The organism is Flavobacterium sp. C3NV (assembly GCF_046825355.2).
In the GTDB taxonomy this organism is placed as follows: domain Bacteria; phylum Bacteroidota; class Bacteroidia; order Flavobacteriales; family Flavobacteriaceae; genus Flavobacterium.
In genome coordinates this window covers 315581-342507 of the sequence record NZ_JBKQBJ020000003.1, presented here as the reverse complement: position 1 = coordinate 342507, position 26927 = coordinate 315581, and the positions used below count along the sequence as shown (strand labels likewise).

The following is a 26927-nucleotide window of genomic DNA, read 5'->3' as shown; positions in this document are numbered from 1 at the left end:
TTTGTAAAATAAAAAATTATATTAAATTTGTATTAAATTCTACTAATTCTATAGAGTATGTCAAATAATAGAGGAAATATGTTTAATTTATCTGAAAACCGAATGCACGCCAACATGCTAATGTTTTGTTGTTGCTGTTGTTGTTATTCTGTTTTAGATAAAATTACAAACTATATTATTTCATTTATTAAATCTATATTATCATGGTATCTTCTTATAAAACCTTTACCCTTACTGAGCAATTAACTAATGAGCAAATTGCGTTTTTTAACGAACATGGATTCATCCATTTCAAAAAATTTATAAATCCGGAAACGGTTTCATCCATCATTGATGCTTCAAAACAAGTAGAGCAAAAATGGATTGACAACGATCTTCAAAAAGTAAACGGTGTTCCAATCAAATACGGAAAAGATTTAGACGGCTCACCAATTGTACAACGTTTTGCTTTTATCAATCAACATCATCAAACCTTAAGCGGTCTTTTACTTGATCCAAGATTCAATAGTTTATTACCATTGGCTGGCGAGGGCTCGAGATTGGGTACTGAAGAAAAAGACGGAATGGTTTTTAATCATTATATCAATGGGCCGGAAAGTAAGTTTACTAAAATGGGCTGGCATACAGATGGTTTGAGAGATATTTTTTATGGTGCCAAATTAAACCCAATGCTCAATGTGGGGATTCACTTGAGTACTTTACAACCAGAAAATGGTGGTCTTAAAATCATTCCGGGTACGCACAAGCAAAGTATTTATCAAATGCTTTTTCGTAAAAAGTACTTTTTAGATAATAAACCTGATCCACAGGAAGTTTCCATCACTCCGGAAGCGGGAGATTTAACCATTCACGATGGCCGTTTGTGGCACAGAGTGGCAGAATCAACTATCCGCGGAGAAGAGAGTAGAAGAAGGGTTATTTATATTCCGATTATAGCAGGAAAATATGCTCCCAAAAATGAGAACAGCCCAACTGTTTTCTATCAACGTTTTGCGGGCATTGTTAAATAATATGCTGATTGTAATCGCATTTAGTTATCTGGTTAGATCAGGTAAGCTAAAAAGTACCATCGATTTTTTTAAAAATACGCAAAGAAAAATAAAATTTAAAATTACAAAAGTAGAACTGGCTATAGTATCAGGCCTACAAATATTGCGCTATTAATGGAGAAGGAAACACACATTGAAGGTTATAGCGAAATTGTGCAAAGAACATTTTCTGACCGTAAGCGAACTAATATTTTAAAAAGAGCAGAACAGTCCACAATTGTATTTTTGCTGCCAAAGGTACCTAAATTCATTTCGCCCAACTTGCTCACTTTAATGGGTACATTGGGTTCGGGATTAGTTTTCCTGGCTTTTGTTTTAGGTACTTATTTAGCCAACTGGTATTTGCTTTTGGGTATTATTGGGTTGGCTTTAAATTGGTTAGGCGATTCTTTAGACGGAAGATTGGCTTATTATAGAAATATTCCGCGCCGTTGGTACGGTTTTGCACTCGATATTATTGCCGATTGGATTGGTATTGTACTTATAGGTTTTGGTTACTACATTTATGCTGAAAGTGGCACACAAATAGTAGCCTTTTCTTTTGTCGCATTGTATGGCTGGTCGATCATCATCAGTCAGTTGCGCTACAAAATAACCAATGAATATAGTATAGATTCCGGCTTTGTTGGACCAACAGAACTTCGGTTTATTATTGCTTTCATTTTAATCCTGGAAGTTTTATTTCACGGATCAATTACCTATTTGGCTGGTTCAATCGCTATTATCTTATTTATAATCAATGTTATTGATAGCTTAAAACTTTTAAAGCTGGGCGATTTAAGAGATAAAAACCAAGACTGATATGTTCAGCAAAAAATCCATTTCCACTTTTCTGCAAGCACAAGTTGCGGCATTTTTAGGCGGCATTACTGATTATGGCTTAATGATTTTATTGACAGAAGTATTCAAATTGCATTTTACCTTTTCTATTCTAATCTCCGGAACCGTTGGCGCAATTGTCAATTTCAGTATCAATAGATTTTGGGTATTTAAAAATCAATCGGGTTATAGCAGCCATATCAATAGTCAGCTTTTTAAATTTGCATTGGTGGTATTGGGAAGTATTTCCTTGAAATCATTTGGTACACTTATTTTGCAAAAATCATTTCAAATCGATTACAGAATCGGAAGATTAATCATCGATAGTTTTGTTTCTTATGGTTTTAATTATCCACTGATTAAAAATTGGGTTTTTAGGGCAAACGATAAACAGAATGTAATCGAATCAAATTAGAAAATCAGTTTTATCAGTTTTTTCGCTTTTGCGAATCAGTAAAATCAGCGTCTAATTTTGACGCAGATAAAACAGATTTACTTCGTAAAAACGCGGATAAAAACAGATTTGATTTGCAATAAATTATTTAACGGTTCAATCAGGAAAGTATTAGAGAAATCCGTTTTTATCAGCGTTTTCGCTTTAGCGAATCAGTAAAATCAGCGTCTAATTTTGACGTGGATAAAACAGATTTACTTCGTAAAAACGCGGATAAAAACAGATTTGATTTGCAATAAATTATTTAATGGTTCAATCAGGAAAGTATTAGGGAAATCCGTTTTTATCAGCGTTTTCGCTTTTGCGAATCAGTAAAATCAGCGTCTAATTTCGACGCTGATAAAACAGATTTACTTCGTAAAAACGCGGATAAAAACGGATTTGATTTGAAATAATTTTATTTTCTAAAAGCTTAAACTCAGTTTCAAACACATAGTCAACTATGTTTTTTGTAAACAAGTGAAATGCCTTTTTTAAGCGCCCCAAATCTATGTTTCGAGCCTGCACTGAGCGGAGTTGAAGTGTGTTTAAATAATTACACCCAATGTTATATAAAAATTTCTCTATGAACAAATTACCATTTAAATATTTTACAAAATCACTAATCGTTATAACGATTTTAGTAAATATATATTCTGAAAACTTATTGGCACAATCCAAAAATCCGTCGCCATTGACTTTCCCTACGCCTAAAAACATAGATAATATGCTGTTTTACATTCAGCGTGACCCCAATACAAACACTGCTATTTATGCTATAAACTATCAGGAAAACGGAAAAATAGACAAAACCAATCCTATAAAAGCGTATTGGATTCGATATGCTGACAAAGGAGAGAAGAAAGATTTTAGTTATATGCAGCGCAAATTCGCATACGGAATAGAAAGTAAATCCTTGAATAATGAGGAGTTTGAGTTTCAGTTTGTATCCTATAAAAAGTTGCCCTTAACCTTGAAAAAGGTAGATTCAGATCAAAAATATCATGTCTTTGCAAATGTAAATCAGAAAAAAATACAGGTAGAAAAAATATTTGTGCGCATTGAGGGAGGCTCTTTTTGGTTACCAAATGTAAAGTATGCCGAAGTTACGGGAATTGATGCTTCTTCAAATAAGATAATTACTGAGAGGATGTTATTGAAATGAGAATAGTTTTAATTCTCTTTATTTTCTTGATCTTCATGAAATTTAATAGAATCTGTCTTTATAGTTTTTAAAATAGAGTCTATTTTTTTTCTCCTTGACGCTACATATTCCTTTTCAGAAATAAGATTAATACTATCCATTTCCTTCTCTATTTTAAAATACTTAGTACCAGTAGCTCTATTGGAATAATTCCAAACCATCTCCATGTCGTTCAGGAATTTATTTCGAACATAAATAATTCCGTTTTCTTCAATATAATCCACTTTAGAATCATCCAAAATCCATTTTATGTTTTTATAGTAACTAGGAGAAATCTCATTTGGTTTAGCAAATTTATAGTAGTCATTTTGAAAGAATACTATTTGGCGGTCGTATCCTTTTGAAATTACAGGACGAAGTTCGACATATCTATTTTCCCAATAATAGTAAGCAGCAAATAAAAGAACTAGAGTGGCTAAGGTTATGTATATTTTCTTTTTCATTATTCTATTTTAATTTAAGGTTTAACTCTCCTGAAGATGTAAATTTAAAAATTACGTTGAAACTTTGTTTCCACTGACTTCTCATTTCATACGGTTTTGCCCCGCAATATTTTTCAACCAACAATGCATCAGAATCCTTTACACTTCCAAAGCTGGGTATGTAAGCATTTGCCCCTTTATGCCAATCATATCTATCATGCCAAGAATGAATTATGTGTCCTGATAACATATAATTATCTTTCCCCTTATTAGTGACATTAAAAATACATTTTGAAGTCAAAATACTAGTGCCACTAGTATAATATAACTCGCCAAAAATCCCACCTGTAAATTGTCTGTCATAGTGTGTTGAAAATTTCTTAGTTTTTCCTTCTTCTAGAATTAGCAGAAAAAGTCCAAATTTAGTGTCATAATCAATTTCAAAACGTTCAATATTTACATTTTCAGCAGCAATAACTTCCCTTTGTCTTCTCAACCAGTTAAAGTCCATGGTTTTTGTAAATCCTGAACCGTCCAACCACCATTGTAAACAATCGGCCGCCATATCGAAATTTCTTTCCCTGGCTTTTTTAATCATTTCAAGGTAATTCTTTTTTAACATTAAAGCTTTTTCTCGTTCGTTCAGTTGTTGATAAAAGCTTCTAGCCTTTGAGCTTCCTTGTTCATTCCAAAAAGGATCTCCAAATAATTTTTTATACTCTGAAGGATCTAAATCAGTTTTTGTTTTAAAAATATTTTCATTCATATTTTGAAGTGTTAGATAATTATTTAGTTATCTCTCAAATTTGAGATATGAAAATAATAATCATGTCCACAATAAGATTTAAGAATATCATTAAAAGCCTAAATGTTATTTGTGGTATAAATTAATATTTTTTAGATTTAAATTTATAGGAGTGAGAAGTATAGATTTTTTCCACTGCTCTCTGAAGTATTTTCATGTAAAGCTGCGCAAATGTTTCTGACTTTGCGGAATTTTTTTGTTCCTTAGAAATTATAAACCTGATAAAAAGTCTCACATTTTTTACAGTTAGCTTTTGTCATTGTAGAGGATTTGTACATTCAGAAGAAAATATAATAATAAAATTAGTTTTAAAGTCAGAGACTTTATGAAGTCTCTATTTTTCCATTATATTTGTTTAAAATGGTGCAAAGTCAAAGATATTTGCGTAGCATAAAGAACACTTCATAGAGAGGGCAAAAATATTAATGAATGTAAGTATTAAAATAAATTAATCAATAATTATCAATGAAATTATACGAAGAAGAAATCAGATATCCTGAAAAAGGAGATAAGTTTTTTAAAGAAGATGGCGATCAACATGAAATAGCATGGCTAAATAAATCGTTTCAAGAATTTGGCAATTACGCGGATGGTTATCAAACTTCGGCAATTAGTCTAATTGATTTGGCATTGAAGGATAAATCAGTTAGGGATTATCATATTTACCCAGCAATTTTTTTAATAAGACATTATCTAGAATTGAGATTAAAAGAACTCATTCAAGGATTGAACTTTTGTATTAATCAAACAAGAGATTTTCCTGCTCATCATCAACTTCAAAATCTTTATGGAGAATTTCGAGCTGCGTATAAAGCTATTGGTGAAGATCCGACTACAAAAGATTTCCAAATTATCCATAGTTTAATCAATGAAATTTCTGATGTTGACCCATCGTCGATGGCTTTCAGATATCCTGTTGATAAAAGCGGGCAAAAAACTCAAGTTTTAGAATACGTAAATCTAAACAACCTTAGAGAGACTTTTGTTAGAGTTTGCTTTGTGTTTGATGGAGTTGCAATGCTAATTGATAATTACGTTGAAAATACTCAAGAAATGCTTGCAAGTCTTTACGAAAATTGGTAGTAAAACTGAATACTAACCGCGGGTTTTTGCACTGTTGCTTTAATTCATTGAAATATGTTAAGATTTCTTAGCTACGTTTCATTTATTTTGTACATGAAAAAAATTACGTCCAACTGAAAAAATTCGCATCTTTGATCCTTAGCGCTATCAAATGATAGAATCTATCTAAAATTATTTAAGAATGTTAGAAAATAAAGATTATAAATTTGACATTGAAGCGTTACCTTTAAATTGGTATTATTTCGGTGATAGATTAAAAGACACGGCAGAGTTAATTATAAAACACTCTACTTATGAGGTAAATAGATTTCCCTATTTTAATGCTGGAAAAACTTTATCAGATCAATTTTTTTTAAATTATGGCTTTGCAATTGAAAATGTAATTAAAGGTTATTTGATTTCTGAAGATAAGAACTTAACTAAGGGGTATTTTTTAAGCCATGATATTTCAAAGAATCATGATTTAGTAAATTTAGTTAAGACCATAAAAAAAATTCAACTTACTGTTCAAGATAAAAAAATACTTAAAATTTTATCTGATTGCATTACATTTTGGGGAAGATACCCAATCGCTAAAAGGTCAGATGTTAAGTTTGAAACACTAGAATACTCTGAAGAAATTCATTTTCAAGTAAAAGGTTTATATTTTAAATTTATAAAAGCTTTATACGATAATATCAAAGATGGTTGGGAAAATGTCAATGGATTAAACTCTGGCACCTTTAGAGATTCTATATTTGATGATTTATCTGATGTAAATAATATCGAGATTGAGTCTGGAAATATAAAATTCTAATTACTTCAGGGAACATCGGTTTAACATTGGTACATAGGTGATCACTAAAGTTTGTAATGAAACATCCATTACAATTTGAGAGGTTAGCTCTAAGCTGAAGAAAATGACTTAAAAAAAATAAAATTAAGATTGAAAAGAGATAGAAACTCTCAATGTAAACAAAAAAGCGTGTACATATGAGTTTATTTTTTTTTAATATTAGCTATAATCCTTATTAAATTAATTGTTTAAGATGAAACATATTAAAAGAAACTTTCTATTTCATAATCAATTGCAAAATGACAGTAGGCTAGGAGAAGTGGGAAAGCAAGTTAAAATAAAAGAAATCGACCAAAAATTCCTTAAGGAAAATTCTAAGGATAATTTTGTCATCATAACAACTGAATTGGATGAAAAAATTTTCAGTTTCATATATAATGATAATGGAAGACAATGTATGATTCCTGTTCCTGACTTTTCTCTAGTTAATTATAATTTTGCTTATAATCTTAATATTCAAAGAAAAGAACAACGAAAAAATTTAGTTAAAAATTTAGCTGATATTTCAAACGCAAGTGAAATAAACTTTAGTTTCGCCTATGATTATCATGGAACAGCAAGTTCTTGTATAATTAGTCTCTTCACATCAATAGAATGTTTTATTAATGACATAATACCCGAAGAATTCGAATATAAAATTACGAGTGACAAAAAAACTGAAATTTACAACAAGAATCAAATTCAGTATTCAATTTCATTTAATGATAAATTAACGAAAGTGTTACCTCAAGCTTTAGGAGTAAATTTTTTCGCAAAGCCAAATCCTACAAATGCTCATATTCATAATCTAAGAGATTTGAGAAATGAAATCATTCATACAAAATCAGATAAAACTGGACGAAATCACGTTGAAATTTTAAAAAAGCTACTGAACTTTAAATACGATGAAACTTTTAAAGCTACTTTTAAACTATTAAATTTTTATAAAGTAGGATTTATCGAAGAATGTACTTGCGATGATTCATGGTAATTGAAAATATTTAACAGCTAGATTTCATTGTTAAGCACAAAGCGAAACTCTAGCTGTCAGCCCCATTTTACCGAGTAATTTTCTTTGAAAAGATGTACGAATGTCTCCTTAATTCGCAACCGTAAATAATCTTCCAAAACAAAAAGAGACTCGAAAGTCTCTTCAATAGTATTAATATATTTTAAAAATAATTATTTATTAATCAATTTTTCAAGCCTCACCATCATTTCATCTTTCTCTTTCAACATACGTTCGTATAACGCAATTTTTTCTTCGTGTAGTTTAATGAATTGATCAATTTGATTAATGGTAGAATTGTAAAATACAGATGCAGGTTGCTGACAATTATCAAAAGTATTAGAAATAATATTTATCGCTTGTTCCTCATCAAAATTCTGAAAAGCTTCAACAGGAATTTTTATTACAGCCGAAATTTGTTTCAGCAGGCTGTCTTCAATTACATCTTTCTGCTCCAGCATAGAAATTTCTTTTGGTTCCAGTCTTCGCCCTAATTCTAATAGCTGCAAGAGAACCTCAGTTTTTTCAATCAAAAACTTTTACTCGCGTTAAGTTGTGCAAATAATTAACGTATTTTTGGTTTAACCAAAATATTATTTATAAAAGTAAAATATGAAAAAAATTATTGTTAGTATGTTTGTTCTAAGTCAATGTTATACTGTACAGGGACAATCGATTGATAAAATTATTACGAACAAGGAAGTAACTCGTATAGAGAAAATACTTTCGGCTGATGATATGCAGGGCAGGAGAACTTTTACTCCCGGTATTGACAAAGCATCGGCCTTTATAGAATCAGAGTTTAAAGCTATTGGTTTGCAAACTTTTAATACAGCAACGAATTACAAACAAGAATTTTCACTGACTGCCTCTACAGCGGTTTCGTCAAAAATTACTATAGATGGTAAAGAAATAAATAATAATCAGGTTGCAACATTCTCCTATCTTCCTCAGGTTTCTTTAACGGAAAAAAGCGATATTTCTATTGTAAAAATCAGTAAAGGAGATAACTTTGGCCAGAAATTTAATGAGTATTATAAAAGTCCCAAAAATCTTTTGGTATTAGTTGACCCGTCATTTGATAATGTTTTACCCAATATTCAACACATTGATCGAATAAATGCTACTCCCGGAAACAATACGGTTATGTTTGTTTTTGGTACAACAGAAGCAACCACTTTTTCTGTTGAATTAACGAATACAATCTCCAAAAAAACATTGAATAATGTTGTTGGAATATTACCCGGAAAAAGTAAGCCAAATGAGTACGTGATTTTTTCAGGACATTATGATCATTTAGGAGTAGGCTCTCCCGAAGAAGGTGCTCCGCATACTGCAACAGATTCTATTTATAATGGTGCCAATGATGATGCCGCCGGAACAACAGCAGTAATTATGCTTGCTAAATATTTTAAAAAACAAAACAATAATGAGCGTACTATTATTTTTACCACATTTGTAGCGGAAGAAATAGGGGGTTATGGAGCCAAATATTTTTCTAAACAGCTTGAGCCGGAAAAAGTGATTGCGATGTTCAATATTGAAATGATAGGAACAGAATCTAAATGGGGTAAAAACTCTGCTTATATTACAGGTTTCGAAAAGTCGAATATGGGTTCCATTTTACAAACTAATTTAGCAGCAACAAATTTTAAATTTTATGCAGATCCTTATCCGGAACAACAATTATTTTACCGCTCAGACAATGCTACTTTAGCCAAGCTTGGAGTTCCTGCTCATACTATTTCTACTTCAAAAATGGATAATGAGCCAACGTATCACACAGTAGATGACGAATTTGAAACCTTAGATATTGATAACATGACCCAAATAATAAAATCAATTGCATTAAGTTCTTCTTCGATTATCAGCGGAAAAGATACGCCAACAAGAGTAAATACTACTCAATTGAAATAATATAAGTAAATTATAAAGCATCAAAAAAGCACTGAAAATGAGGAGTTTTCAGTGCTTTTTTATTATTGTCTTGTTCTGATGTATTATAAATATCAATTGAAATAAATATTTTAGAGTTAAGTTAAAAAATATATTTCGTAAAATTAAATTGTATGCAATTTAATTATCATGTATCTTTGCAGGGTTATTTTGATTCAAATAATTTTTAAGAATCAGATGTTTAATTTATAAAATAATAAAGAATGTCATTAATAGAAGATTTAAACTGGAGACATGCCGTAAAAGCATACGACTCAACAAAAAAAGTATCAGAAGAGGATTTAAATAAAATTTTAGAATCGGCAAGATTAGCTCCGACTTCATCTGGTTTACAGCCTTTTCGTGTAATTGTTGTAGAAAATCAGGAATTGAAAGAGAAGATGGTAAAAGGTGCATTAAATCCGGAAGTTATGAGGGATTGTTCTCATGTACTGGTTTTTGCAGCCTGGGACAGTTATTCTGATGAGAAAATCGATAAAGTTTATGATCATCACACTGATGTAAGAGAATTACCAAGAGGTCGTTTCAGCAGTTATACTGATCAGATCAAGCAAATCTACGGAGCTCAGACTCCTGAACAGCATTTTGCGCACACAGCAAGACAAACCTATATTGCATTAGGTTTGGCAATGGCTCAGGCAGCCGAATTGAAGATTGATTCTACTCCGGCTGAAGGTTTTAGCAATGAAGTGGTAGATGAGATTTTGGGTCTTAGGGAATTAGGACTAAAAAGTGTTACACTTTTATATCTGGGTTACAGAGACATCGAAAACGACTGGCTTTCGCATATGAAGAAAGTTAGAATTCCTATGGAGGAATTTATCATCAGAAAATAGTATTTGAATTCTACTTTTTGTCATTAAATTATGGAAGATTACCACCCGCCCAAATTGGAAAACCAACTTTGTTTTCCTCTTTATGTTATCTCAAAAGAAATTATCGGTTTGTACCGGCCGTTTCTTAATGAACTTGATATTACTTATTCGCAGTATCTTGTGATGATGGTGCTTTGGGAAAAGGATGGCTTGACTGTTAATCAGATAGGCGAAAAACTGTATCTCGACAGTGGGACTTTAACACCACTTCTAAAAAAACTTGAAATTAAGGGTTTTGTCATTAGAGAAAGAAAAAAAGAAGATGAAAGAGTGGTTCAGGTTTTTTTAGCTGAGCAGGGAAGAAATTTACAGCAAAAAGCCTGTGAAATTCCGGTAAAAATGAAGGAGAAACTAAATCTAACGACCGAAGATCTATTCGAACTCAAAGAGACTGTTCAGAAAATTTTAAATAAAATTCAGCAATAAAATGAAAACATTATATACAACGAGCGTTACTGCAAAAGGCGGAAGAAACGGACAGGTAAAAAGTGAAAACGGAATTTTGGACCTTGAGGTAAGAATGCCCAAAGCTTTAGGCGGAGCCAATGATGATTTTACAAATCCGGAAATGCTTTTCGCAGCAGGATATTCAGCGTGTTTTGATAGTGCACTAAATCGTGTTATTACTTTATCAAAAACGCAAACCGGCGAAACTTCGGTAGCTGCAAAAGTAAGCATTGGACAAAATGAAGACGGTGGTTTTGGTCTGGCAGTAGAATTGGATGTGAATATTCCGGGAGTTTCTATTGAAGAAGCTCAGGAATTAACAGAAAAAGCGCATCAGATTTGTCCTTATTCAAATGCAACAAGATCTAATATTGAAGTTAAGCTTTCGGTGACCAATAACTAAGATTATTTTTTTTTAATGATATAAATCTGCTTCTTTTGAGGCAGATTTTTTTATTTCATTAAGATTTTAGAATTAAAAGAGTTGCAGGAATGGCAATAAAAAAAGCTCCAGAGAAATCTGAAGCTTTTCAATTTGAAAGTGTTGAAATTTATTTTAAAGCATAATTTATATAGCCTCCATCTGCTAACAGCTCCGTTCCGGTAATAAAACTTGCATCATCTGAAGCGAGAAACAATACGGTTTTCGCGATTTCTGCCGGGTCGCCTAATCGCTGCATTGCAGTAGCAGTGGCCAGAAATTCTTTTGCATCTTCTGGTACAGCTTTATGAAGTCCAGGTGTAGAAACCGGACCAGGGCTCACAATATTGACACGAATTTTTCTTCCAGCTAATTCGTTTGCAGCGATTTGAGCAATTTTATTTAATGCTCCTTTTGTAGCCGAATAAACACTGCTTCCCAAATTGGCGGCTGTGGCAACGGTTGACGAAGTAAAAATTACCGATGAACCTTCTGCCAGATGAGGAAGTAATTTCTGAAGTGTAAAGAAATGACCTTTGACATTGGTATTAAACTGCGCATCAAAATCAGCCTCTGTTACTTCTTCTATAGAACTAAATGTTGCTATTCCTGCATTTAAAAAAAGAGTATCCAATTTATTCCCACTTTCTGCAAAAGCTTTTTCTAGTAGCGAAAGATCAGATAAATTTGCAGTATCAGCCACAATAGTTTTTAAATTGGAATTGTTAATTTCGTCAGCTGCATTTTTAAGATTTTCGCTGTTTCTTCCTGTGATCCAAACGTTAGCGCCTGATTTTATGAATTCTTTTGCTGTTGCTAATCCAATTCCTGTAGTTCCTCCTGTTATGAGAACATTTTTATTTGTGAAATTCATTTTTTCTATATTTTAAATTTATACAGGCAAAGTTAATTCAGTTAAGTTTATTTTTGTTACTTTGTAACTAAAAGTAACAGTAACGTTTGAGTAACAAAGTAACTTATGAGTAACGAATGTCAGGTTGAACACAGAAAAGAGATAATGGCTGTCCATGATACAATGGATATATTGAATGGAAAATGGAAGATTTCTATAATTTCATCAATCTGTTATCATAATAAAAGAAGATTTACAGATATTTTAAATGATGTAAACGGGATTTCCAATAAAATGTTAAGCAAGGAATTGAGGGACTTGGAAATAAATAAATTGATTAAACGTACAGTTCTCGATACGCAGCCTGTTACAATCCATTATCAGCTGACGGAGTATGGATTGACATTAAAAACAATCATCAACGATCTTGCAGAATGGGGAATAAAACACCGAAAAGTCATTATTGACGGTTAAGAGACATAAATTTCTATAGAATTTATGGAAGATTTGAAGAGATTGGCTTTCTATAAGTTTATCATAAAAGCTACCAGTCATTATATTACAAATGATTGATAGCTTTTTTTGAATCATAAATTTATATATTTTTTCTTTTGAGATAAAGTGATGCTGACTGGCTCATTGTAATTAATGAGGCTCCAAGTATAACAATATCTTTAAGTACTAATCGTCCGCGCCCTGATAAATAAGGAAATCCATATTGGTAATCTGTCAAATGCGGCACCCAGCTTTCAAGGGTTGTCACTAAAAATGAAAGTGTACCAAGAGTAAGAATAAATACCAGTATACTTCCAAACATACTTGCCAGAGGAGCCCAGTTATGAATGGCAACCAGAAAAGCGATACCAATTAATAAAATTCCTAAGCCATTTGCAAAAACATAGGTATTGTTTTGAATGTTCCATTGGTGATTTTCGGTAATTAATTCACCTTCTTTATTGCTGTATTGTTTATACTCAGATGGATTCTGATAGAAAAAAGACATAAAAGGACTGTTTGCCACAAAAGGCACTATTCCATCAGCTTCATAAGTAAAAAATTTAAGTCCGCCAATCCATAAAAAAACGATTACGATACCGGCACGTATGGCATTTTTACCCAGATTATCAAGATTTGCTATTGTGTTTAAAAGAGAATTTTTCATTGCTTTGTTTTTAAATTTTAGTAATAATTAACAAGGCAAATTTAGAGCTGAAATAAGAATTAAGAAATGGATAAAAAATGCTATTACTTAGACAAATCTGCCACAATAGAGATACCAGTTGTTTTCCTGAAGTTTTGAGGAGAAACTTTTGTCTTTTTTTTAAATACCCGACTGAAATAATATTCATCCTGAAATTTTAAGGCATAAGCAATTTCCTTAATACTTAATCGGGTAAGGTGAAGTTGTTTTTTTGCTTCCAAAATTAGCCTTTCCTGAATCATTTGAGTGGGCGTTTTATTAAAACGTTTACTGCACTGTTTCGTAAAGTTATTGGCAGTCATTGAAAGTAATGCCGCATAATCACTTGCTTTATGAAGGGTTAAGAAATTTTCTTCCAGCAATATTTTAAACTGGTCCATCTTTTCATCTTTTTGAAAATTTTGCTTTTCACTATTTATTTTCAGACTGCTGGATTTGGCCAGTATCAATTGAAGATAAGATCTTAATACAATTTCTGAAGGAGTTGGCTGTTTCATCTCATCAATAATATGATCAACTAACACGCAATATAATTGATGCTGTTCAGTGCTTAATTTTATAGAAGGTTCAGCATAAATATTATTAAATAGTAAGCCATTGCAGGCAACTTCATTTCTATGGTATTCAATGCAGTAAAAATCACCGTGAAATTGTAATGTCGTGTAGTTTACGGGTGTGATTTCGCTAATGGAAATTGATTGCTGCGGTGTCGAAAATAATATTGCCGGAGCTTTAAATGGAAACGATGCAAAATCGACATGATAAATTCCTTCTCCCTTACTTATCAATAAGATAGTATATTCGCCAAATTGTAAAGGGGTATTGAATATATTAATTTCAGATTTTTCTATTCCTAAGAGTAGGGTACCATTTTCTGAAATTACTTTGTTCATGTTGCAGGCAGTTGGATTATATAACGGTAAATTTAGAGAATGAATTCTTGTTATTCATTATTATTACGATACTTATTTTAAATCCTATCTCCCTAATGATATTTCGAACCATTGCTCAGCTTCGATTAAGTCTATAATAATAGTGGTCTCCTTAAACTATTCTCATTATAAATGACTTTAAGTTTACCATTAACTAACTTGTAATTTTGAAAAAAATAACCGACAAGATGTAATCATATTGATTCGGACTGAAATACTTTTATTCTTTGAAATCTCTGATAAATTTTATAAGAACAGAGAATGTAGATTCTCAAATAAAAAGTTTTGAATAAATTATTTCCTTGAAGAATTGAACCAAATCTGGATAATAAAATTTGATGTTAATAGAGGATAATGATGCGAACAACAGCTAACAAAATTTAGTTAATAAGAAAAACAATCAAAATGCCTATAACTAATTGTACTATAAAAGATACCGGGATTATCTGGATTGATGCTGTTGACCCAACAAGCGAGGAACTCTCAGCTATTAGTACAAAGTACAACCTAAATTCTTATGCATTAATGGATTGTCTTGATCCGGATCATCTTCCTAAATTTGAAGAGCATAATAATACCCATTTCATTATTATAAGAGTTGTGAATGACAATAAGGAAAAACTGCAGACCGTTCAGACTCTGAGTTGTAAAATTGCCATTTTTTATAACGAATCCTTTATTATTACGGTTCATCGTACAGCACAGCCATTAATTTCGGTGATAAAAGAGACATATGTAGATACCGGTAGAGTTAAATCAAGTACAGGTATTGCAATTCATATTGTTCGCGATGCCTTACATTCTTTTGAGCAGCCTGCCATCAATTTATCTAATGAAATAGACGGTTATGAATCGAAATTATTTTTGAAAAAAAATATTCCTACCGATATGATCGAGGCTATTTATTACCTGAAAAATAGGGCGGGGCTGTATAAAAAACTGCTTTTACTGAGTAATGAAGTCGTAAATTCAATTCGTGCTGAAGGGGAAGAAGCTCCGGCACTTCGGGATGTTCATGATCTTCATACCAAACTTTTGATGCTCAATGATCAGGTTCAGGAAGATGCCAAAGAATTACTGAATATTTACCTCTCCTTATCGGCCAGAAAAACAAACGAGGTTATGAAAGTGCTTACCGTATTTTCGGTCTTTTTTATGCCGCTTACTTTTATAGCAGGAATTTATGGAATGAATTTCAAATTTATGCCGGAACTCAATTATTACTGGGCATATCCCATTACCATGATTGTAATGGTCTTAGTTTCGTTAATAATTTTTCTTTGGTTTAAAAGAAAAAAATGGCTTTGAGAATAATGCTTACAATACTTTAAATAGAAACGATAACAGAACGAAAATGAAAACGGAAATAATGAAAAAGCGAATTGCAATTTTAGGCGGTGGACCAAGCGGACTGTTTATGTACAAAAGGCTGGTAGAATCCGGAAAATCTAATTTTGAAGTGGATATTTATGAACGAAAAAGCACTCTTGGCGCAGGAATGCCCTATAGTCATGAAGGAGCAAATGATGAGCATGTAACCAATGTATCTGATAACGAAACGCCCGGAATTGTTACTTCAATATCAGAATGGATTTTAACCGTTCCTGCAGATTTATTGGCAAGGTTTAATGTTGATTCGGATAAATTTAATGAATATAAAGTATTGCCGAGATTACTTTTTGGATATTATCTTGCCGACCAGTTTAAACTATTGCAGCAAAAAGGGGATGAAGCCGGGATTGTAACCAGAGTGCATTATCAAACGAATGTTATGGATATTAGTTACAATGAACAGGGGAAAGAAGTTTGGGTAGAAACTACTACCGGTAAAGATAAATTTGATTATGTAGTAATCTGTACCGGACATAATTGGCCAGTGCGATATGAAGGAAAGGTTAAAGGGTATTATGATGCTCCATATCCGCCATCAAAACTTTTACTTAAACTGAATCATGCCGTAGCGATAAAAGGATCTTCATTGACCGCTATTGATGCGATACGAACACTTGCAAGAGAAAATGGTTCATTTGAAAAAGATGAAGACGGAAATGTAAGCTTTCAAAGTCATGCTGAAAGCCCTGATTTTAAAATGATCATGCATTCGAGAAGCGGAATGCTTCCTGCAGTCCGGTTTCATCTTGAAGATTCGCATCTTAATAATGACTCGCTTCTTACAGAAGAAGAAATTGAACTTCACAGAAAAAACAATGATGGTTTTCTGTCTTTGGATTTTGTTTTTCAAAAGGATTTCAAAGAGATTTTCAGGGAAAAGGATCCTGATTTTTATAATAGAATTAAAGATCTTAGTATTGAAGATTTTGTAGTGGAAATGATGGAACTTCGCGAACGTCTGGAACCATTTCAGCTTTTAAAAGCAGAATACATTCAGGCAGAAAAATCCATAAAAAGGCAGGAATCAGTATATTGGAAAGAAATGCTGGCAGTGTTGAGTTTTGCTATGAATCATCCTGCAAAATACCTTTCGGCAGAAGATATGCAGCGCCTTCAAAAAGTGCTTATGCCTTTGATTTCGATTGTAATAGCATTTGTTCCGCAAAAATCCTGTACAGAATTACTAGCTCTTCATCATGCAGGCGTTTTGGATATTATTCCCGTTGGCGCAGAAAGTACTGTAGAGCCTCAAAACGACGGAGGAATTTTATATCATTTTGCTGATCAGGATAATAATCCTAAATCGGTGTATTATGAAACGTTTATTGATTGTGTGGGCCAGCCACATTTATCTTATGCTGATTTTCCTTTTAAAAGTTTACTTGCACAAAAAGCAATTACACCTGCGAAGCTAAAATTCAAGTCAAAAGAAATAGGGCATCTGGCTTTTTCAGAAGGCAATAATTCCATAGAAAAAGACAATACCGGAAGCTACTTTTTAAGCGTTTCAGGAATTGCCATTAATGATAATTTTCAAATTATTGATCAGTACGGAGCGTACAACGAAAACCTGTACATTATGGCTGTTCCTTACATTGGAGGTTATAATCCTGATTATTCCGGATTAGATTTTTGCGAAGCAGCCTCATTGCGTATTTTAAATAGCATGGAGGGAATCGGAATCAGCTAGTTATAATTTTGTGTCCATAATTGAATTTTTTGTTTTTAAAGTGCTGATAAACAGGGTTAAGTAAGTCAATTCAGCTTTGGCTATTCGTAGCCTCCAGTTTTACAATACCGGCTTTATTTTTAATAAACCATTTCTCATTTACCAATTTTTAAAAGTCTATATTTGTTTAAGAAAATTACAAAAAGATACCACATGCAAAACAACTTCCTAGGGGGCTTAAAAGAGCACGAAAATAAATTACTAACAATATGGTCCAAACTTTTAATCGAAAGTGGGTCAGATGACGGAGCAGTAGAAGAAGAAGAATCTAAAGAATTTGCTTCACTATTTTTAAGTGCAGTAGCTACATTAAATGGTAAATTTCAGGACTCTCCTGAGTTTGAAAAAGTAGAGGATTTAATTGTAGGTATATCATCTTCAAGAGGAAAACGAGGATTTTCTCCAAGAGAAAATGCACAATATTTAACCACTTTCAAACAAGCATCTTCACAAATTCTTTCAGAACTGATAAAAGATTCAGAACAATTGTATCAAGCCAATTTACAGTTGAATGAGATTCTTGATAATATGACTATTATGACTTTCGAAGCTTTCATGAGAGGTAGAGAAGATGTAATATCAAGACAAGTGGATGAAATTAGTGAAATTTCTACTCCGGTTATTACCGTATGGGATGGTATTGTTGCTTTACCAATTATTGGAACTTTAGACAGTTCAAGAACACAGATTGTAATGGAAAATCTACTACAACAAATTGTAGATACCGGAAGTTCTATTGCGATTCTTGATATTTCTGGTGTTCCGGCAGTAGATTCTCTTGTAGCTCAGCATCTTATAAAAACTGTTAGCGCTACACGTTTAATGGGAGCAGAATGTATTATTAGCGGTATTCGTCCAGAAATTGCACAAACTGTAGTGCATTTAGGTATTGATCTTACCGGTATTATCACTAAAGCCACACTTGCAAGCGCTCTTAAAACAGCATTTGATATGTTGCAGCTTACAGTCGTTAAAAGAAAAATAGTTTAAGATTTAATAATTGATATGGATAGAATTCCTATACTAAAAATGGGTGATTTTCTGCTTGTTACCATACAAGTAGATTTGTACGACCAACTTGCTGAAAATCTTGAATCAGATTTAATTAACACCATAAGCAAACATAGCTCAAAAGGAGTGTTAATTGATATATCGGCGGTTTCAATAATCGACTCCTTTATGGGGCGTATTTTAGGAAATATAGCCGTAATGTCTAAAATAATGGATGCGCAAACAGTTGTTGTAGGAATGCAGCCTGCTGTTGCTATTACACTTGTTGAACTTGGATTGTCTTTAAACGGAGTTATAAGTGCCCTTAATGTTGAAAAAGGCATGGATCTACTGCGCTCAAAAATGCACACTAGCGATAATGAAGAGCAGGATTATGACGACGATAACGAATAGTAAAGAAGAAGCTTTAATTATACGAGAACAAGATGTGGTGCCGTTACGCAACCGTGTAAAAGAATACGGGGTAAAAATTGGTATGAGCATTTTAAATCAAACCAAATTAATTACTGCAACAAGCGAACTTGTCCGTAATCTCCTAAAATATGGAGGTGGCGGGAAAGTAATCATTGAATCGGTCAGTAATGGCCGTGATAATGGCGTACGTGTAACTTTTATTGATAAAGGTCCCGGAATAGCAGATATATCATTGGCGATGAAAGATGGATACAGTACAGGAAAAAGCTTAGGATTAGGACTTCCCGGTACAAAAAGACTTGTCAATGAATTTGACATTAAAACAGAACTCGGCAACGGAACCACCGTTACTATAACAAAATGGAAAAATGGATAATACGTTTTCCAGCTATAAAATTGACGATCGCAGTCTGATCGCTTTTATAAAAAGAGAAATACACAATCTTGCACTTCACATAGGATTTACACCACACAGAGCCGCTGAAACAGATATTATTGTGGCAGAGCTAACTTCTAACCTCATCAAATATGCAAAGGGAGGAGAACTGCTCTATCGTGCTAATTTAGAAGATGAACATAAAATAATAGAACTATACTGTCTGGATAAAGGTGTGGGGTTCGAAAATTTAGCCAAAGTGATGAACGATGGCTATTCTTCATCCAACACGCTGGGCAATGGATTAGGAGCCATTAAAAGACTGAGTAATGATTTTCAGATCTATTCCATGAAAAATTGGGGGTGTGTGCAATACATCAAGATCGGTGAAAAGGCTGATATATCTTTGCCTTCTTTACAAAGTGGTTTGAACTATGCCGGTATTGCGGTAAACTACCCAGGCGAAAAAATTTGCGGAGACGGTTATCATATTAAAGCAACAAAAAGAGGTTTTCAAATTTTTTTGGGAGATGGCTTAGGTCATGGTGAAAACGCAAATGAAGCTGTGCAACTGGCCATAAAAGCCTTTAAACAGTCAATAGAAACGGAACCTTCAGAAATTCTCAGAGATATTCATTCCAAGGTTAAAAAGAGCAGGGGACTTGTGGGAACAATAGCATCGGTAGATTATAAATCAGAAGTCTGGAATATATGCGGTATCGGTAATATAAGTACCCGTATTTATGACGGATTAGAAAATAAAACATATACACCATATAACGGAATTATTGGTCATAATATTCCCCGTACTTTAAACAAAACGACAGTTCCTTATAAAAAACATCAAATTATTGTCATGCACAGTGATGGATTGAGGACTAGATGGAATCTAAACGAAATGACTTCAATAGTAAAACAACATTCGGGCATAATTGCATCGGCGATCCTTAAAGAAAACATCAGAGGAACGGATGACGCATCAATTCTTGTCGGTAAAATAATGTAAGCGCCATGAAAGAGATTATAAAAATAAATCTTGATAATGAAATGGACTTGATACTTGCCCATAAGCGATGCATGAAAATTGCCGAAATGTGTGGTATGCCTTCATCATTTCAGACCAGATTTTCAACAGCGGTTTCTGAAATTGCCAGATGTGCCATTGCAAAAGGGAAGAATTCAGTTTTGGTCATTGGTATCAATACCATTAAGGCAACACAAAAACAAATTGAAGCGATCATTACTGATAGTGTTGATTTAAAAAGCTATAACCCGGAGGCTTTTAATTACGCATCGAAAATTTCCGGCGATATCGAATACAGTTTTAAAGGCAATCAATCTACCACCAGAATAATTCAGCCGGTAATTTCGCCTGGACTTCTTTCAGAAACAAAGATCAAGTCTTTTATTGATTATTTTAAGTTTGAACCTCCTTTATCTCCGTATGATGAGATTAGGAAAAAAAACATTGAACTAATTGCGTTATCAGAGAAGCTTGCAGAAAGTGAAAACCGATACAGAAAATTAGCCAATGCAATCCCTATTTTAATTTGTGAGGTTAATGACCGAAATAAGGTGTTGCTTTATAATGAATCCTTGTTGAATTTTTTTAAAGTACCTCTACCTAACTTTGAAAGAAAAAATTTGATGAATTTTGTTCATCCGGATGATATTGAAATAATTGTTGAAGGGTGGAATAAGGCAAAAGCAAACCGATCGTCCTTTTCTGGAGAAATCAGAATTACAGATACTTCTGAATATCTCTGGCATCTGGTTAGTATGATTCCAAATAAATCCGAAGACGGCTCTTTCAACAGTTGGCTGGTTTATTTTACAGATATTAATGCACAAAAAATGATCGTTGAAACGCTGAAAGATAATTCAGAATTAAAAATGATTCAGCGCGAATTGGAAAGTGCCAACTCTAAATTAATTTTTAAAAATAAAGAGTTAGAGCAGTTTGCCTATATTGCGAGCCACGATTTACAAGAACCACTTCGTAAAATTATGATCATGCTTTCCCGCGCCGGTGAGCATTTATCAGAAGAAGAAAAGAAGAAATTTTATTTTGACCGTATAACAATATCCGCAACACGATTATCAGATTTAATTACGGACGTTTTGAATTATTCAAGAATAGACAATAACAAGCAAGTTTTTGAACCAGTAGACCTTAACGAAATAGCTGAGGAAATTTTGGTTGATTTAAGCATGATCATTGAAGAAAAAAATGCAGTGATTACTATTGAGTCATTGCCAAGTGTTTTAGGCTTAAATACGCAGCTGCGACAATTGTTTTATAATCTTGTAAATAATGCTCTTAAATTTAATACAGAACTTCCCGTAGTTACAATTTCTGCGAAAATGATGCCCGATAACCAGGATCACTTGGCTTTACCTGGAAATTACGACATCATTTCAATTACAGATAATGGAATTGGAATTGATAGCCAATATTCAAATCGGATCTTTAATATGTTCCAGCGATTGCATGAGAGAGACCAATATGGCGGGAACGGAATTGGTCTCGCGCTGTGCCGACGTATTATTGAAAATCATAACGGAATTATTAATTTTACGAGTACGCCTGGAAAAGGAACTGTATTCTGGATCTATTTGCCAAAAAAGCAGGCATAATAAACATGTCTGCAGTTTTCGACGAACTTCAAAACAGTAGTGAAATAGTTTTTATTACTGACGAAGAACAGGCAGTCCAATATTTTACCAACACCACCGCTAACTATTATATTTTATAGGATAGTCCAACTTCAGCAAACTTTTTAGCGTGTGCATGCATCAGGCTCGTGCCGGCCATAAAGTCAAACTGCAAATTTTTACTCCATAAAAAGAGTAAACCCGCATCGGCATTATTTTCTGCATGTTGATGGGATACGGCCAATCCATAGGTTTCGACAAATATTTTAATTTTTTTGCTTACAGAATGATCAGCAGAAAGAGTGTAGATATATTCCGGACATGCATTTTCGGCGGTCCATTCAACACCCAGATTATAGCTTAAATGCGTCTTTTTAGATAGATCATGCTGGACAAGTAATCGTATTTCCGGACTGTAATTTTCTTCCTGTAAACTTTTGTCCGCCATCCATGGTATACTGATACGGCCTAATAAGGCTACATCGGGTAGTAAATCTTTATGATCTATTAAATGATATTTAAAGCCAAGAGTTACGGGCTTGATTCCATACGCTTTTTCCGACTCTTCATGGCTAGTTTTAAAGGCAGTTTCCATTCGAACCTCAGCATTTTTGAATAGACCGTATCGAAGAACAACTTCAGGTAATTCAAATGTTTTTTCATTGCCTTCTTTTTCATAAGAGAAACCATTTTCCATTTGTAAATGTTGAGCGACAATGGTAGTGGGACTTTCTGTTTCAGTAGGACGATCAGTTTGAATCTGTTGTCCCAATGCAACATTTGGTATGCTCAGTAAAGCGAATACTATAATGATAGGATGGATTACTTTCATTTTATAATGATAAATTAATTAGTCAAAATTAGGCTGGTACACTCTTCAAAAATTATATAATTTTCACACTTTATTACACAATTAATATTTGTTTAATGCTTGATTAGTAGATGTTTAAATATTGAAACAAAGTATAATAATTGTATAAGAAAATTGAAAAAGAGCGGTGGTACATTTGAAAAACAAATTTTAAAAAAAACATATCATGAAAGATTCAAATACAAAAACAACGGTTAAAAAAACAACTGCAGCTAAAAGCAGTTCAGCAACTAAAAGTGCAGCAAGTAAAAAAACAGCTGACAATAAAACAAGTACTCCTAAAGGAACTGTAAAACCAAAAGCATCTGCTGCCGAAGGACTAAGAGATTTATTTGTAGATTCATTAAAAGATATCTACTGGGCTGAGAAAGCTTTGGTTAAAGCTCTTCCGAAAATGGCGAAGAATGCTACATCGCAAAATTTAATTGATGCTATCAATGATCATTTAGAAGTGACTAAGGGTCAGGTTTCCAGACTAGAAGAAGTATTTGCTTCAGTTGGAGAAAAGGCCGTTGCCAAAAAATGCGATGCTATGGATGGTCTTATTAAAGAAGGCGAAGGTATTCTGGAAGAAACAGAACCGGGTGCAGTTCGTGATGCAGGTATTATAGCTGCTTCGCAAAAAATCGAACACTACGAAATCGCAACTTATGGTACCCTGGCTGCGTTTGCTAAAACTCTTGGCGAAGATGAAGCTGTTTCATTATTAGTTCAGACTTTAAATGAAGAAAAAGAAGCTGACGTTACCTTAACAGAAGCTGCCTACAATACTATAAATTTTGATGCCACTGAAGGTGATGAGGAATAGTAAGTTGTTATAAGTTATCCTTAAAAAGATTAACTCATTAAATCGGAACAGAATTATTTTTGTTCCGATTTTTTTTTTTGATTTTTTTTAATTTGATTTTGTAAACGCGCTTGATTTAATGATGATTTTTTTAATGAATTCATTGTTTTATTATGTTTTAAATATAAGAATTTTAAGATATCCTGTAAGTTTAATGGTTTAAATTAGAGTTACTTAGCTTTCTATTAATTCTAAAACAAAAACCATGAAAGCAGCAGTTATTCACGGACCGGGTTCCGTTAAATACGATACAGTAGAAGATCCAAAAATCAATGCACAGGACGATATTATTCTAAAAGTGACTTCAACAGCCATATGCGGATCGGATCTGCATATTTATTCGGGTGCTATGCCTACATCTCCAATGGTATTGGGACATGAATTTATGGGAATAGTAGAGGAAACAGGTTCAGCCGTTACACATCTTAAAAGGGGAGATCGTGTGGTAGTTCCTTTTCCAGTAGCATGCGGAAACTGCTTTTTCTGTAACCATGATGTGCCGGGAAACTGTGAACACAGCAACCCTGAGCACTATGGTCCAGAGGGCGGAATTTTAACAGAAAAGGGAGGAGCGCTTTTTGGTTATACAGATTTGTATGGAGGATATGATGGAGGACAAGCACAATATGTAAGAGTACCTTACGCCAATTATGGTCCAAGGGTTGTGCCTGATAACCTGACAGATGAACAAGTACTCTTTCTGACTGATATTTTTCCTACAGGATATACCGGTGTAGATTGGGGTGAAGTAAAAGGAGGGGAGACCGTTGCGATCTTCGGCGCAGGCCCTGTTGGAATAATGGCAGCCAAGAGTGCCTGGCTGCGAGGTGCGGCTCAGGTTATTGTGGTCGACACACTGCAGTACCGCTTAGACAAAGCCAGAGTTTCTTCAGGATCTACTACAATACTGTGGGAAGATCCCAAAGATGTGGTAGAGCATATCAGGTCACTTACCAACGGACGTGGCGCGGATGTGTGTATTGATGCTGTAGGATTCGAACCTGAAAGAAGTATAACAGATAAAATAAAAGCTACGATTAACTTTGAAAAAGGCTCGATTAAAGTTTTAGAAGCTTGTATGAGTGCAGTACGACGAAGCGGTATTGTATCTGTACTTGGCGTGTATCCCGTAAATTATGATAATTTTCCTCTTGGACAGTTTTTCGATAAGGGAATTATTCTAAAGGGAGGACAGGCTCCGGCGCATAAACACATCGACAAACTTTTAGAATATGTGGTTCAGGGAAAAGTGCAGTTGGATGATATAATTACCCACAGACTGCCTTTGTCTGAGATTTCACATGCCTACGAAATTTTTAATAAAAAAGAAGACGGTTGCGTGAAGGTAGTACTGGATCCTTGGAAGTAATTCAAGATCTGCTCTTAAAAATCATAAAACAAAAAAATCTGCACTTTTAGGGTGCAGATTTTTTTTTGTACTAAAGGATACTTCAGCTGCAATTATATTTAGTTTAAAACAATTTGAGCAAGAGCAAGCAGAATAAAATATTATAATAATGCTAAATAATGTTGTAAAACTGATGATCACTTCCTCACTAATTTTATGTAATAAAAGATAATTGATCCACATCAATAGATTTAGTGCAGATATAAAATTATTACTAACGCTAATGATAAAATTATTTTTAAGGAAAGGCAAAATCTACAGCAGGAATTTGATAATCAGGTCATGAAAATTATTGGATTTGAGCCTGAACGTATTGCTACAATTCAAGTAATATCAAATAAAGAAATTAAAATGACAACTAAAATACAATCCAAGGCTTCCTTTTATGCCTATCAGGAAAAAGATATTGAATCTATTTTTGAAAAAATAGGGGACACAGCTACCACAAGACTTTTGTATCAGCTCCCTACTGGCGGAGGCAAGACTGTTGTATTTTCAGAAATTGCCAGAAGATATATAGCGCAATATCGTAAAAAGGTTGTTATACTTACCCATCGCAAAGAATTATGCAAGCAAACCTCTACTGTGCTAAAAAGTCTTGGTGTGCAGAACTGCACGATAAATAGTGCCAGCGGTAATTTTAAAAAAGGCTGCGATTGTTATGTAGCGATGGTAGAAACGCTGCGCAACAGGATAAAATCACAGAAAATAAAACCCCGTGATGTGGGACTTGTTATTATTGATGAAGCGCATCATAATTCCTTCAGAAAGTTAATGGGAAGTTTTAAGAATGCTTTTATCATTGGTGTTACCGCAACACCTTTTAGCAGTGATATTTCGAAACCCATGAACCGTCATTACGAAACACTTGTAAAGGGAGAAAGTATTGAAAACCTGATTAATGAAGGTTTTTTAGCGAAACCAAAGTCATTCGTTTTTGAAGTTGAACTTAATACGTTGAAAAAAGGAATCCACGGTGATTATACGGTAAGTTCATCAAATGAACTGTATAGTTCAGTGGCCATGCAGGATTTGTTGCTAAAAGCATACAGAGAGAATGCCCTCGGAAAAAAGACACTGATCTTTAATAACGGTATTGCAACTTCACAAAAGGTATTAGATACGTTTCAGGAAGCCGGCATAGCGATAAAACATCTGGACAATAAAACATCCGATGAGGACCGTAAAGAAATCCTTAAATGGTTTAAGAAAACAAAAGATGCGGTGCTAACATCGGTTTCAATTCTTACTACGGGATTTGACGAACCTACCATTCAGCATATAATCCTGAACAGAGCCACTACGTCTATTACCCTGTATCACCAAATGATAGGTCGTGGGTCGCGAAGACTTCCATCCAAAAAAACATTTGGAATTACCGATCTTGGAAATAATATTCAGCGTTTTGGGGAGTGGCAAAACCCTGTAGACTGGCAGTTTGTTTTTGAAAGACCCGAGGAATTCGCCAAACAGCTGCAGTATCATGCCACAGGAAATTCGGCTGTTCAGTCGCATGGTCTATCAGCCGAGCTCCGCGCCAAGTTTCCTAATACTCTTGAGATGACTTTTGATGTCGAGTCAGCCTATCATGAAGCACTTGATATGGATAAAAAACCTAAAACTGTCATTCAGGAATCGATCAGGCAACAGGCTAAAATGTGCATGGAAAATGCCGATACACTTTCGGAAGCTGTTGCACTGGCTGAGGCGCTCCAGCCGGAAATTGAATGGAGGGTGAAACAATATGTGAAGTGCCTCGAGAATGCCAGCAGGAACTATAAAGAGTGGCTGATGGAAGATTATCAAAATCGTCTGAAGCTGCTGATAGTCAAATTGTTTTCAAAGGTAAAATCGCCAGTTACTGAAATAGTGTAATTAGAAAAACAATTTAAAAATTCAGT

28 protein-coding genes and 1 pseudogene are annotated in these 26927 nt (G+C 33.7%); 22 read left to right on the top strand and 7 right to left on the bottom strand.

The genetic code is table 11. The features are described from left to right. The first annotated feature begins 203 nt into the window (after positions 1-203). From ACIDC4_RS06710 to ACIDC4_RS06695, 4 genes are all read left to right on the top strand, one after another. Positions 204-1010 (top strand): phytanoyl-CoA dioxygenase family protein, encoded by an 807-nt coding sequence (locus ACIDC4_RS06710; protein ID WP_412042310.1) that lies wholly within the window; start codon positions 204-206, stop codon positions 1008-1010. A gap of 153 nt (positions 1011-1163) precedes the next feature. Then, positions 1164-1850, top strand: coding sequence for a CDP-alcohol phosphatidyltransferase family protein (locus ACIDC4_RS06705; RefSeq protein WP_412042309.1), 687 nt, complete (start codon positions 1164-1166; stop codon positions 1848-1850). 1 nt (position 1851) lies between these two features. Then, positions 1852-2283, top strand: coding sequence for a GtrA family protein (locus ACIDC4_RS06700; RefSeq protein ID WP_412042308.1), 432 nt, complete (start codon positions 1852-1854; stop codon positions 2281-2283). Between the two features lie 604 nt (positions 2284-2887). Continuing rightward, the gene (locus ACIDC4_RS06695; protein WP_412042307.1) at positions 2888-3466 is read left to right on the top strand and encodes a DUF4833 domain-containing protein; all 579 of its coding nucleotides are present in this window, start codon (positions 2888-2890) and stop codon (positions 3464-3466) included. A gap of 8 nt (positions 3467-3474) precedes the next feature. On the opposite strand, the gene ACIDC4_RS06690 is transcribed toward ACIDC4_RS06695, so the two are convergent. Together ACIDC4_RS06690 and ACIDC4_RS06685 are read right to left on the bottom strand one after the other, a co-directional pair. Then, positions 3475-3948 carry a hypothetical protein gene (locus tag ACIDC4_RS06690; RefSeq protein WP_412042306.1) on the bottom strand — a complete coding sequence of 158 codons (474 nt, stop codon included), beginning with the start codon at positions 3946-3948 and terminating at the stop codon, positions 3475-3477. Positions 3949-3952: 4 nt separating this feature from the next. Then, positions 3953-4693, bottom strand: coding sequence for a hypothetical protein (locus tag ACIDC4_RS06685; protein ID WP_412042305.1), 741 nt, complete (start codon positions 4691-4693; stop codon positions 3953-3955). 504 nt (positions 4694-5197) lie between these two features. On the opposite strand from ACIDC4_RS06685, the gene ACIDC4_RS06680 reads away from it, so the two are divergent. From ACIDC4_RS06680 to ACIDC4_RS06670, 3 genes are all read left to right on the top strand, one after another. Then, positions 5198-5815: a hypothetical protein gene (locus ACIDC4_RS06680; protein WP_412042304.1), complete on the top strand. Its 618-nt coding sequence runs from the start codon at positions 5198-5200 to the stop codon at positions 5813-5815. Positions 5816-5996: 181 nt separating this feature from the next. Beyond that, positions 5997-6611, top strand: a complete 615-nt coding sequence (locus ACIDC4_RS06675) for a hypothetical protein (protein WP_412042303.1) — start codon at positions 5997-5999, stop codon at positions 6609-6611. A gap of 232 nt (positions 6612-6843) precedes the next feature. Then, on the top strand, positions 6844-7620 hold the full coding sequence (locus ACIDC4_RS06670) for a hypothetical protein (RefSeq protein WP_412042302.1): 777 nt from the start codon (positions 6844-6846) through the stop codon (positions 7618-7620). Positions 7621-7811: 191 nt separating this feature from the next. Here ACIDC4_RS06670 and ACIDC4_RS06665 read toward each other — a convergent pair. Then, positions 7812-8128 (bottom strand): annotated as a pseudogene (locus ACIDC4_RS06665) (XRE family transcriptional regulator); the annotation flags it as partial. A 122-nt stretch (positions 8129-8250) separates the two neighbouring features. Between ACIDC4_RS06665 and ACIDC4_RS06660 the strand changes: the two are divergent. The 4 genes from ACIDC4_RS06660 (at position 8251) to ACIDC4_RS06645 (ending at position 11319) form a co-directional block, all read left to right on the top strand. Further along, positions 8251-9555, top strand: coding sequence for a M20/M25/M40 family metallo-hydrolase (locus ACIDC4_RS06660; RefSeq protein WP_412042301.1), 1305 nt, complete (start codon positions 8251-8253; stop codon positions 9553-9555). A 242-nt stretch (positions 9556-9797) separates the two neighbouring features. After that, on the top strand, positions 9798-10430 hold the full coding sequence (locus ACIDC4_RS06655) for an NAD(P)H-dependent oxidoreductase (RefSeq protein ID WP_412042300.1): 633 nt from the start codon (positions 9798-9800) through the stop codon (positions 10428-10430). 30 nt (positions 10431-10460) lie between these two features. Next, complete coding sequence (locus tag ACIDC4_RS06650; RefSeq protein WP_412042299.1) at positions 10461-10895, top strand: MarR family winged helix-turn-helix transcriptional regulator; 435 nt, start codon at positions 10461-10463, stop codon at positions 10893-10895. Between the two features lies 1 nt (position 10896). Then, positions 10897-11319, top strand: a complete 423-nt coding sequence (locus ACIDC4_RS06645) for an organic hydroperoxide resistance protein (protein WP_412042298.1) — start codon at positions 10897-10899, stop codon at positions 11317-11319. A 148-nt stretch (positions 11320-11467) separates the two neighbouring features. Here ACIDC4_RS06645 and ACIDC4_RS06640 read toward each other — a convergent pair whose 3' ends face one another. Next, complete coding sequence (locus ACIDC4_RS06640; RefSeq protein WP_412042297.1) at positions 11468-12211, bottom strand: SDR family oxidoreductase; 744 nt, start codon at positions 12209-12211, stop codon at positions 11468-11470. A 144-nt stretch (positions 12212-12355) separates the two neighbouring features. Here ACIDC4_RS06640 and ACIDC4_RS06635 point away from each other — a divergent pair, with 144 nt between their 5' ends. Beyond that, positions 12356-12664 carry a winged helix-turn-helix transcriptional regulator gene (locus ACIDC4_RS06635; RefSeq protein WP_412042296.1) on the top strand — a complete coding sequence of 103 codons (309 nt, stop codon included), beginning with the start codon at positions 12356-12358 and terminating at the stop codon, positions 12662-12664. A 121-nt stretch (positions 12665-12785) separates the two neighbouring features. Here the strand turns inward: ACIDC4_RS06635 and ACIDC4_RS06630 are convergent, their stop codons facing one another. Both ACIDC4_RS06630 and ACIDC4_RS06625 read right to left on the bottom strand, forming a co-directional pair. Next, complete coding sequence (locus ACIDC4_RS06630; RefSeq protein ID WP_412042295.1) at positions 12786-13352, bottom strand: DUF417 family protein; 567 nt, start codon at positions 13350-13352, stop codon at positions 12786-12788. 83 nt (positions 13353-13435) lie between these two features. Beyond that, positions 13436-14284: a helix-turn-helix domain-containing protein gene (locus ACIDC4_RS06625; protein ID WP_412042294.1), complete on the bottom strand. Its 849-nt coding sequence runs from the start codon at positions 14282-14284 to the stop codon at positions 13436-13438. 444 nt (positions 14285-14728) lie between these two features. On the opposite strand from ACIDC4_RS06625, the gene ACIDC4_RS06620 reads away from it, so the two are divergent. The 7 genes from ACIDC4_RS06620 (at position 14729) to ACIDC4_RS06590 (ending at position 21882) form a co-directional block, all read left to right on the top strand. Then, the gene (locus tag ACIDC4_RS06620; RefSeq protein ID WP_412042293.1) at positions 14729-15631 is read left to right on the top strand and encodes a magnesium transporter CorA family protein; all 903 of its coding nucleotides are present in this window, start codon (positions 14729-14731) and stop codon (positions 15629-15631) included. Between the two features lie 61 nt (positions 15632-15692). Next, the gene (locus tag ACIDC4_RS06615; protein ID WP_412042292.1) at positions 15693-17405 is read left to right on the top strand and encodes an FAD/NAD(P)-binding protein; all 1713 of its coding nucleotides are present in this window, start codon (positions 15693-15695) and stop codon (positions 17403-17405) included. A gap of 192 nt (positions 17406-17597) precedes the next feature. Next, positions 17598-18434, top strand: coding sequence for an STAS domain-containing protein (locus ACIDC4_RS06610; RefSeq protein WP_412042291.1), 837 nt, complete (start codon positions 17598-17600; stop codon positions 18432-18434). Between the two features lie 15 nt (positions 18435-18449). Then, entirely contained in the window at positions 18450-18848 is a 399-nt protein-coding gene (locus tag ACIDC4_RS06605) for an STAS domain-containing protein (protein ID WP_412042290.1), read from the top strand. Beyond that, on the top strand, positions 18829-19245 hold the full coding sequence (locus tag ACIDC4_RS06600) for an anti-sigma regulatory factor (protein ID WP_412042289.1): 417 nt from the start codon (positions 18829-18831) through the stop codon (positions 19243-19245). The genes ACIDC4_RS06605 and ACIDC4_RS06600 overlap by 20 nt, the downstream gene beginning before the upstream one ends. After that, a complete protein-coding gene (locus ACIDC4_RS06595) occupies positions 19238-20251 on the top strand; it encodes a SpoIIE family protein phosphatase (protein ID WP_412042288.1) in 1014 nt (337 codons plus the stop codon). Before ACIDC4_RS06600 ends, ACIDC4_RS06595 begins: the two co-directional genes overlap by 8 nt. A 5-nt stretch (positions 20252-20256) precedes the next feature. Further along, a complete protein-coding gene (locus ACIDC4_RS06590; RefSeq protein WP_412042287.1) occupies positions 20257-21882 on the top strand; it encodes a sensor histidine kinase in 1626 nt (541 codons plus the stop codon). Positions 21883-21988: 106 nt separating this feature from the next. On the opposite strand, the gene ACIDC4_RS06585 is transcribed toward ACIDC4_RS06590, so the two are convergent. Beyond that, positions 21989-22732 (bottom strand): transporter, encoded by a 744-nt coding sequence (locus ACIDC4_RS06585; protein WP_412042286.1) that lies wholly within the window; start codon positions 22730-22732, stop codon positions 21989-21991. Between the two features lie 205 nt (positions 22733-22937). On the opposite strand from ACIDC4_RS06585, the gene ACIDC4_RS06580 reads away from it, so the two are divergent. The 3 genes from ACIDC4_RS06580 (at position 22938) to ACIDC4_RS06570 (ending at position 26901) form a co-directional block, all read left to right on the top strand. Further along, on the top strand, positions 22938-23579 hold the full coding sequence (locus ACIDC4_RS06580; RefSeq protein ID WP_412042285.1) for a YciE/YciF ferroxidase family protein: 642 nt from the start codon (positions 22938-22940) through the stop codon (positions 23577-23579). Positions 23580-23823: 244 nt separating this feature from the next. Further along, entirely contained in the window at positions 23824-24987 is a 1164-nt protein-coding gene (locus ACIDC4_RS06575) for a zinc-dependent alcohol dehydrogenase (RefSeq protein ID WP_412042284.1), read from the top strand. 321 nt (positions 24988-25308) lie between these two features. Continuing rightward, positions 25309-26901 (top strand): DEAD/DEAH box helicase, encoded by a 1593-nt coding sequence (locus ACIDC4_RS06570; RefSeq protein ID WP_412042283.1) that lies wholly within the window; start codon positions 25309-25311, stop codon positions 26899-26901. Positions 26902-26927 lie beyond the last annotated feature (26 nt).

Excerpts from the sequence above, each read along its gene's own strand:
- ACIDC4_RS06710 (WP_412042310.1), top strand. The coding sequence starts at position 204 with ATGGTATCTTCTTATAAAACCTTTACCCTTACTGAGCAATTAACTAAT.
- ACIDC4_RS06705 (WP_412042309.1), top strand. The coding sequence starts at position 1,164 with ATGGAGAAGGAAACACACATTGAAGGTTATAGCGAAATTGTGCAAAGA.
- ACIDC4_RS06700 (WP_412042308.1), top strand. The coding sequence starts at position 1,852 with ATGTTCAGCAAAAAATCCATTTCCACTTTTCTGCAAGCACAAGTTGCG.
- ACIDC4_RS06695 (WP_412042307.1), top strand. The coding sequence starts at position 2,888 with ATGAACAAATTACCATTTAAATATTTTACAAAATCACTAATCGTTATA.
- ACIDC4_RS06690 (WP_412042306.1), bottom strand. The coding sequence starts at position 3,948 with ATGAAAAAGAAAATATACATAACCTTAGCCACTCTAGTTCTTTTATTT.
- ACIDC4_RS06685 (WP_412042305.1), bottom strand. The coding sequence starts at position 4,693 with ATGAATGAAAATATTTTTAAAACAAAAACTGATTTAGATCCTTCAGAG.
- ACIDC4_RS06680 (WP_412042304.1), top strand. The coding sequence starts at position 5,198 with ATGAAATTATACGAAGAAGAAATCAGATATCCTGAAAAAGGAGATAAG.
- ACIDC4_RS06675 (WP_412042303.1), top strand. The coding sequence starts at position 5,997 with ATGTTAGAAAATAAAGATTATAAATTTGACATTGAAGCGTTACCTTTA.
- ACIDC4_RS06670 (WP_412042302.1), top strand. The coding sequence starts at position 6,844 with ATGAAACATATTAAAAGAAACTTTCTATTTCATAATCAATTGCAAAAT.
- ACIDC4_RS06660 (WP_412042301.1), top strand. The coding sequence starts at position 8,251 with ATGAAAAAAATTATTGTTAGTATGTTTGTTCTAAGTCAATGTTATACT.
- ACIDC4_RS06655 (WP_412042300.1), top strand. The coding sequence starts at position 9,798 with ATGTCATTAATAGAAGATTTAAACTGGAGACATGCCGTAAAAGCATAC.
- ACIDC4_RS06650 (WP_412042299.1), top strand. The coding sequence starts at position 10,461 with ATGGAAGATTACCACCCGCCCAAATTGGAAAACCAACTTTGTTTTCCT.
- ACIDC4_RS06645 (WP_412042298.1), top strand. The coding sequence starts at position 10,897 with ATGAAAACATTATATACAACGAGCGTTACTGCAAAAGGCGGAAGAAAC.
- ACIDC4_RS06640 (WP_412042297.1), bottom strand. The coding sequence starts at position 12,211 with ATGAATTTCACAAATAAAAATGTTCTCATAACAGGAGGAACTACAGGA.
- ACIDC4_RS06635 (WP_412042296.1), top strand. The coding sequence starts at position 12,356 with ATGGCTGTCCATGATACAATGGATATATTGAATGGAAAATGGAAGATT.
- ACIDC4_RS06630 (WP_412042295.1), bottom strand. The coding sequence starts at position 13,352 with ATGAAAAATTCTCTTTTAAACACAATAGCAAATCTTGATAATCTGGGT.
- ACIDC4_RS06625 (WP_412042294.1), bottom strand. The coding sequence starts at position 14,284 with ATGAACAAAGTAATTTCAGAAAATGGTACCCTACTCTTAGGAATAGAA.
- ACIDC4_RS06620 (WP_412042293.1), top strand. The coding sequence starts at position 14,729 with ATGCCTATAACTAATTGTACTATAAAAGATACCGGGATTATCTGGATT.
- ACIDC4_RS06615 (WP_412042292.1), top strand. The coding sequence starts at position 15,693 with ATGAAAAAGCGAATTGCAATTTTAGGCGGTGGACCAAGCGGACTGTTT.
- ACIDC4_RS06610 (WP_412042291.1), top strand. The coding sequence starts at position 17,598 with ATGCAAAACAACTTCCTAGGGGGCTTAAAAGAGCACGAAAATAAATTA.
- ACIDC4_RS06605 (WP_412042290.1), top strand. The coding sequence starts at position 18,450 with ATGGATAGAATTCCTATACTAAAAATGGGTGATTTTCTGCTTGTTACC.
- ACIDC4_RS06600 (WP_412042289.1), top strand. The coding sequence starts at position 18,829 with ATGACGACGATAACGAATAGTAAAGAAGAAGCTTTAATTATACGAGAA.
- ACIDC4_RS06595 (WP_412042288.1), top strand. The coding sequence starts at position 19,238 with ATGGATAATACGTTTTCCAGCTATAAAATTGACGATCGCAGTCTGATC.
- ACIDC4_RS06590 (WP_412042287.1), top strand. The coding sequence starts at position 20,257 with ATGAAAGAGATTATAAAAATAAATCTTGATAATGAAATGGACTTGATA.
- ACIDC4_RS06585 (WP_412042286.1), bottom strand. The coding sequence starts at position 22,732 with ATGAAAGTAATCCATCCTATCATTATAGTATTCGCTTTACTGAGCATA.
- ACIDC4_RS06580 (WP_412042285.1), top strand. The coding sequence starts at position 22,938 with ATGAAAGATTCAAATACAAAAACAACGGTTAAAAAAACAACTGCAGCT.
- ACIDC4_RS06575 (WP_412042284.1), top strand. The coding sequence starts at position 23,824 with ATGAAAGCAGCAGTTATTCACGGACCGGGTTCCGTTAAATACGATACA.
- ACIDC4_RS06570 (WP_412042283.1), top strand. The coding sequence starts at position 25,309 with ATGAAAATTATTGGATTTGAGCCTGAACGTATTGCTACAATTCAAGTA.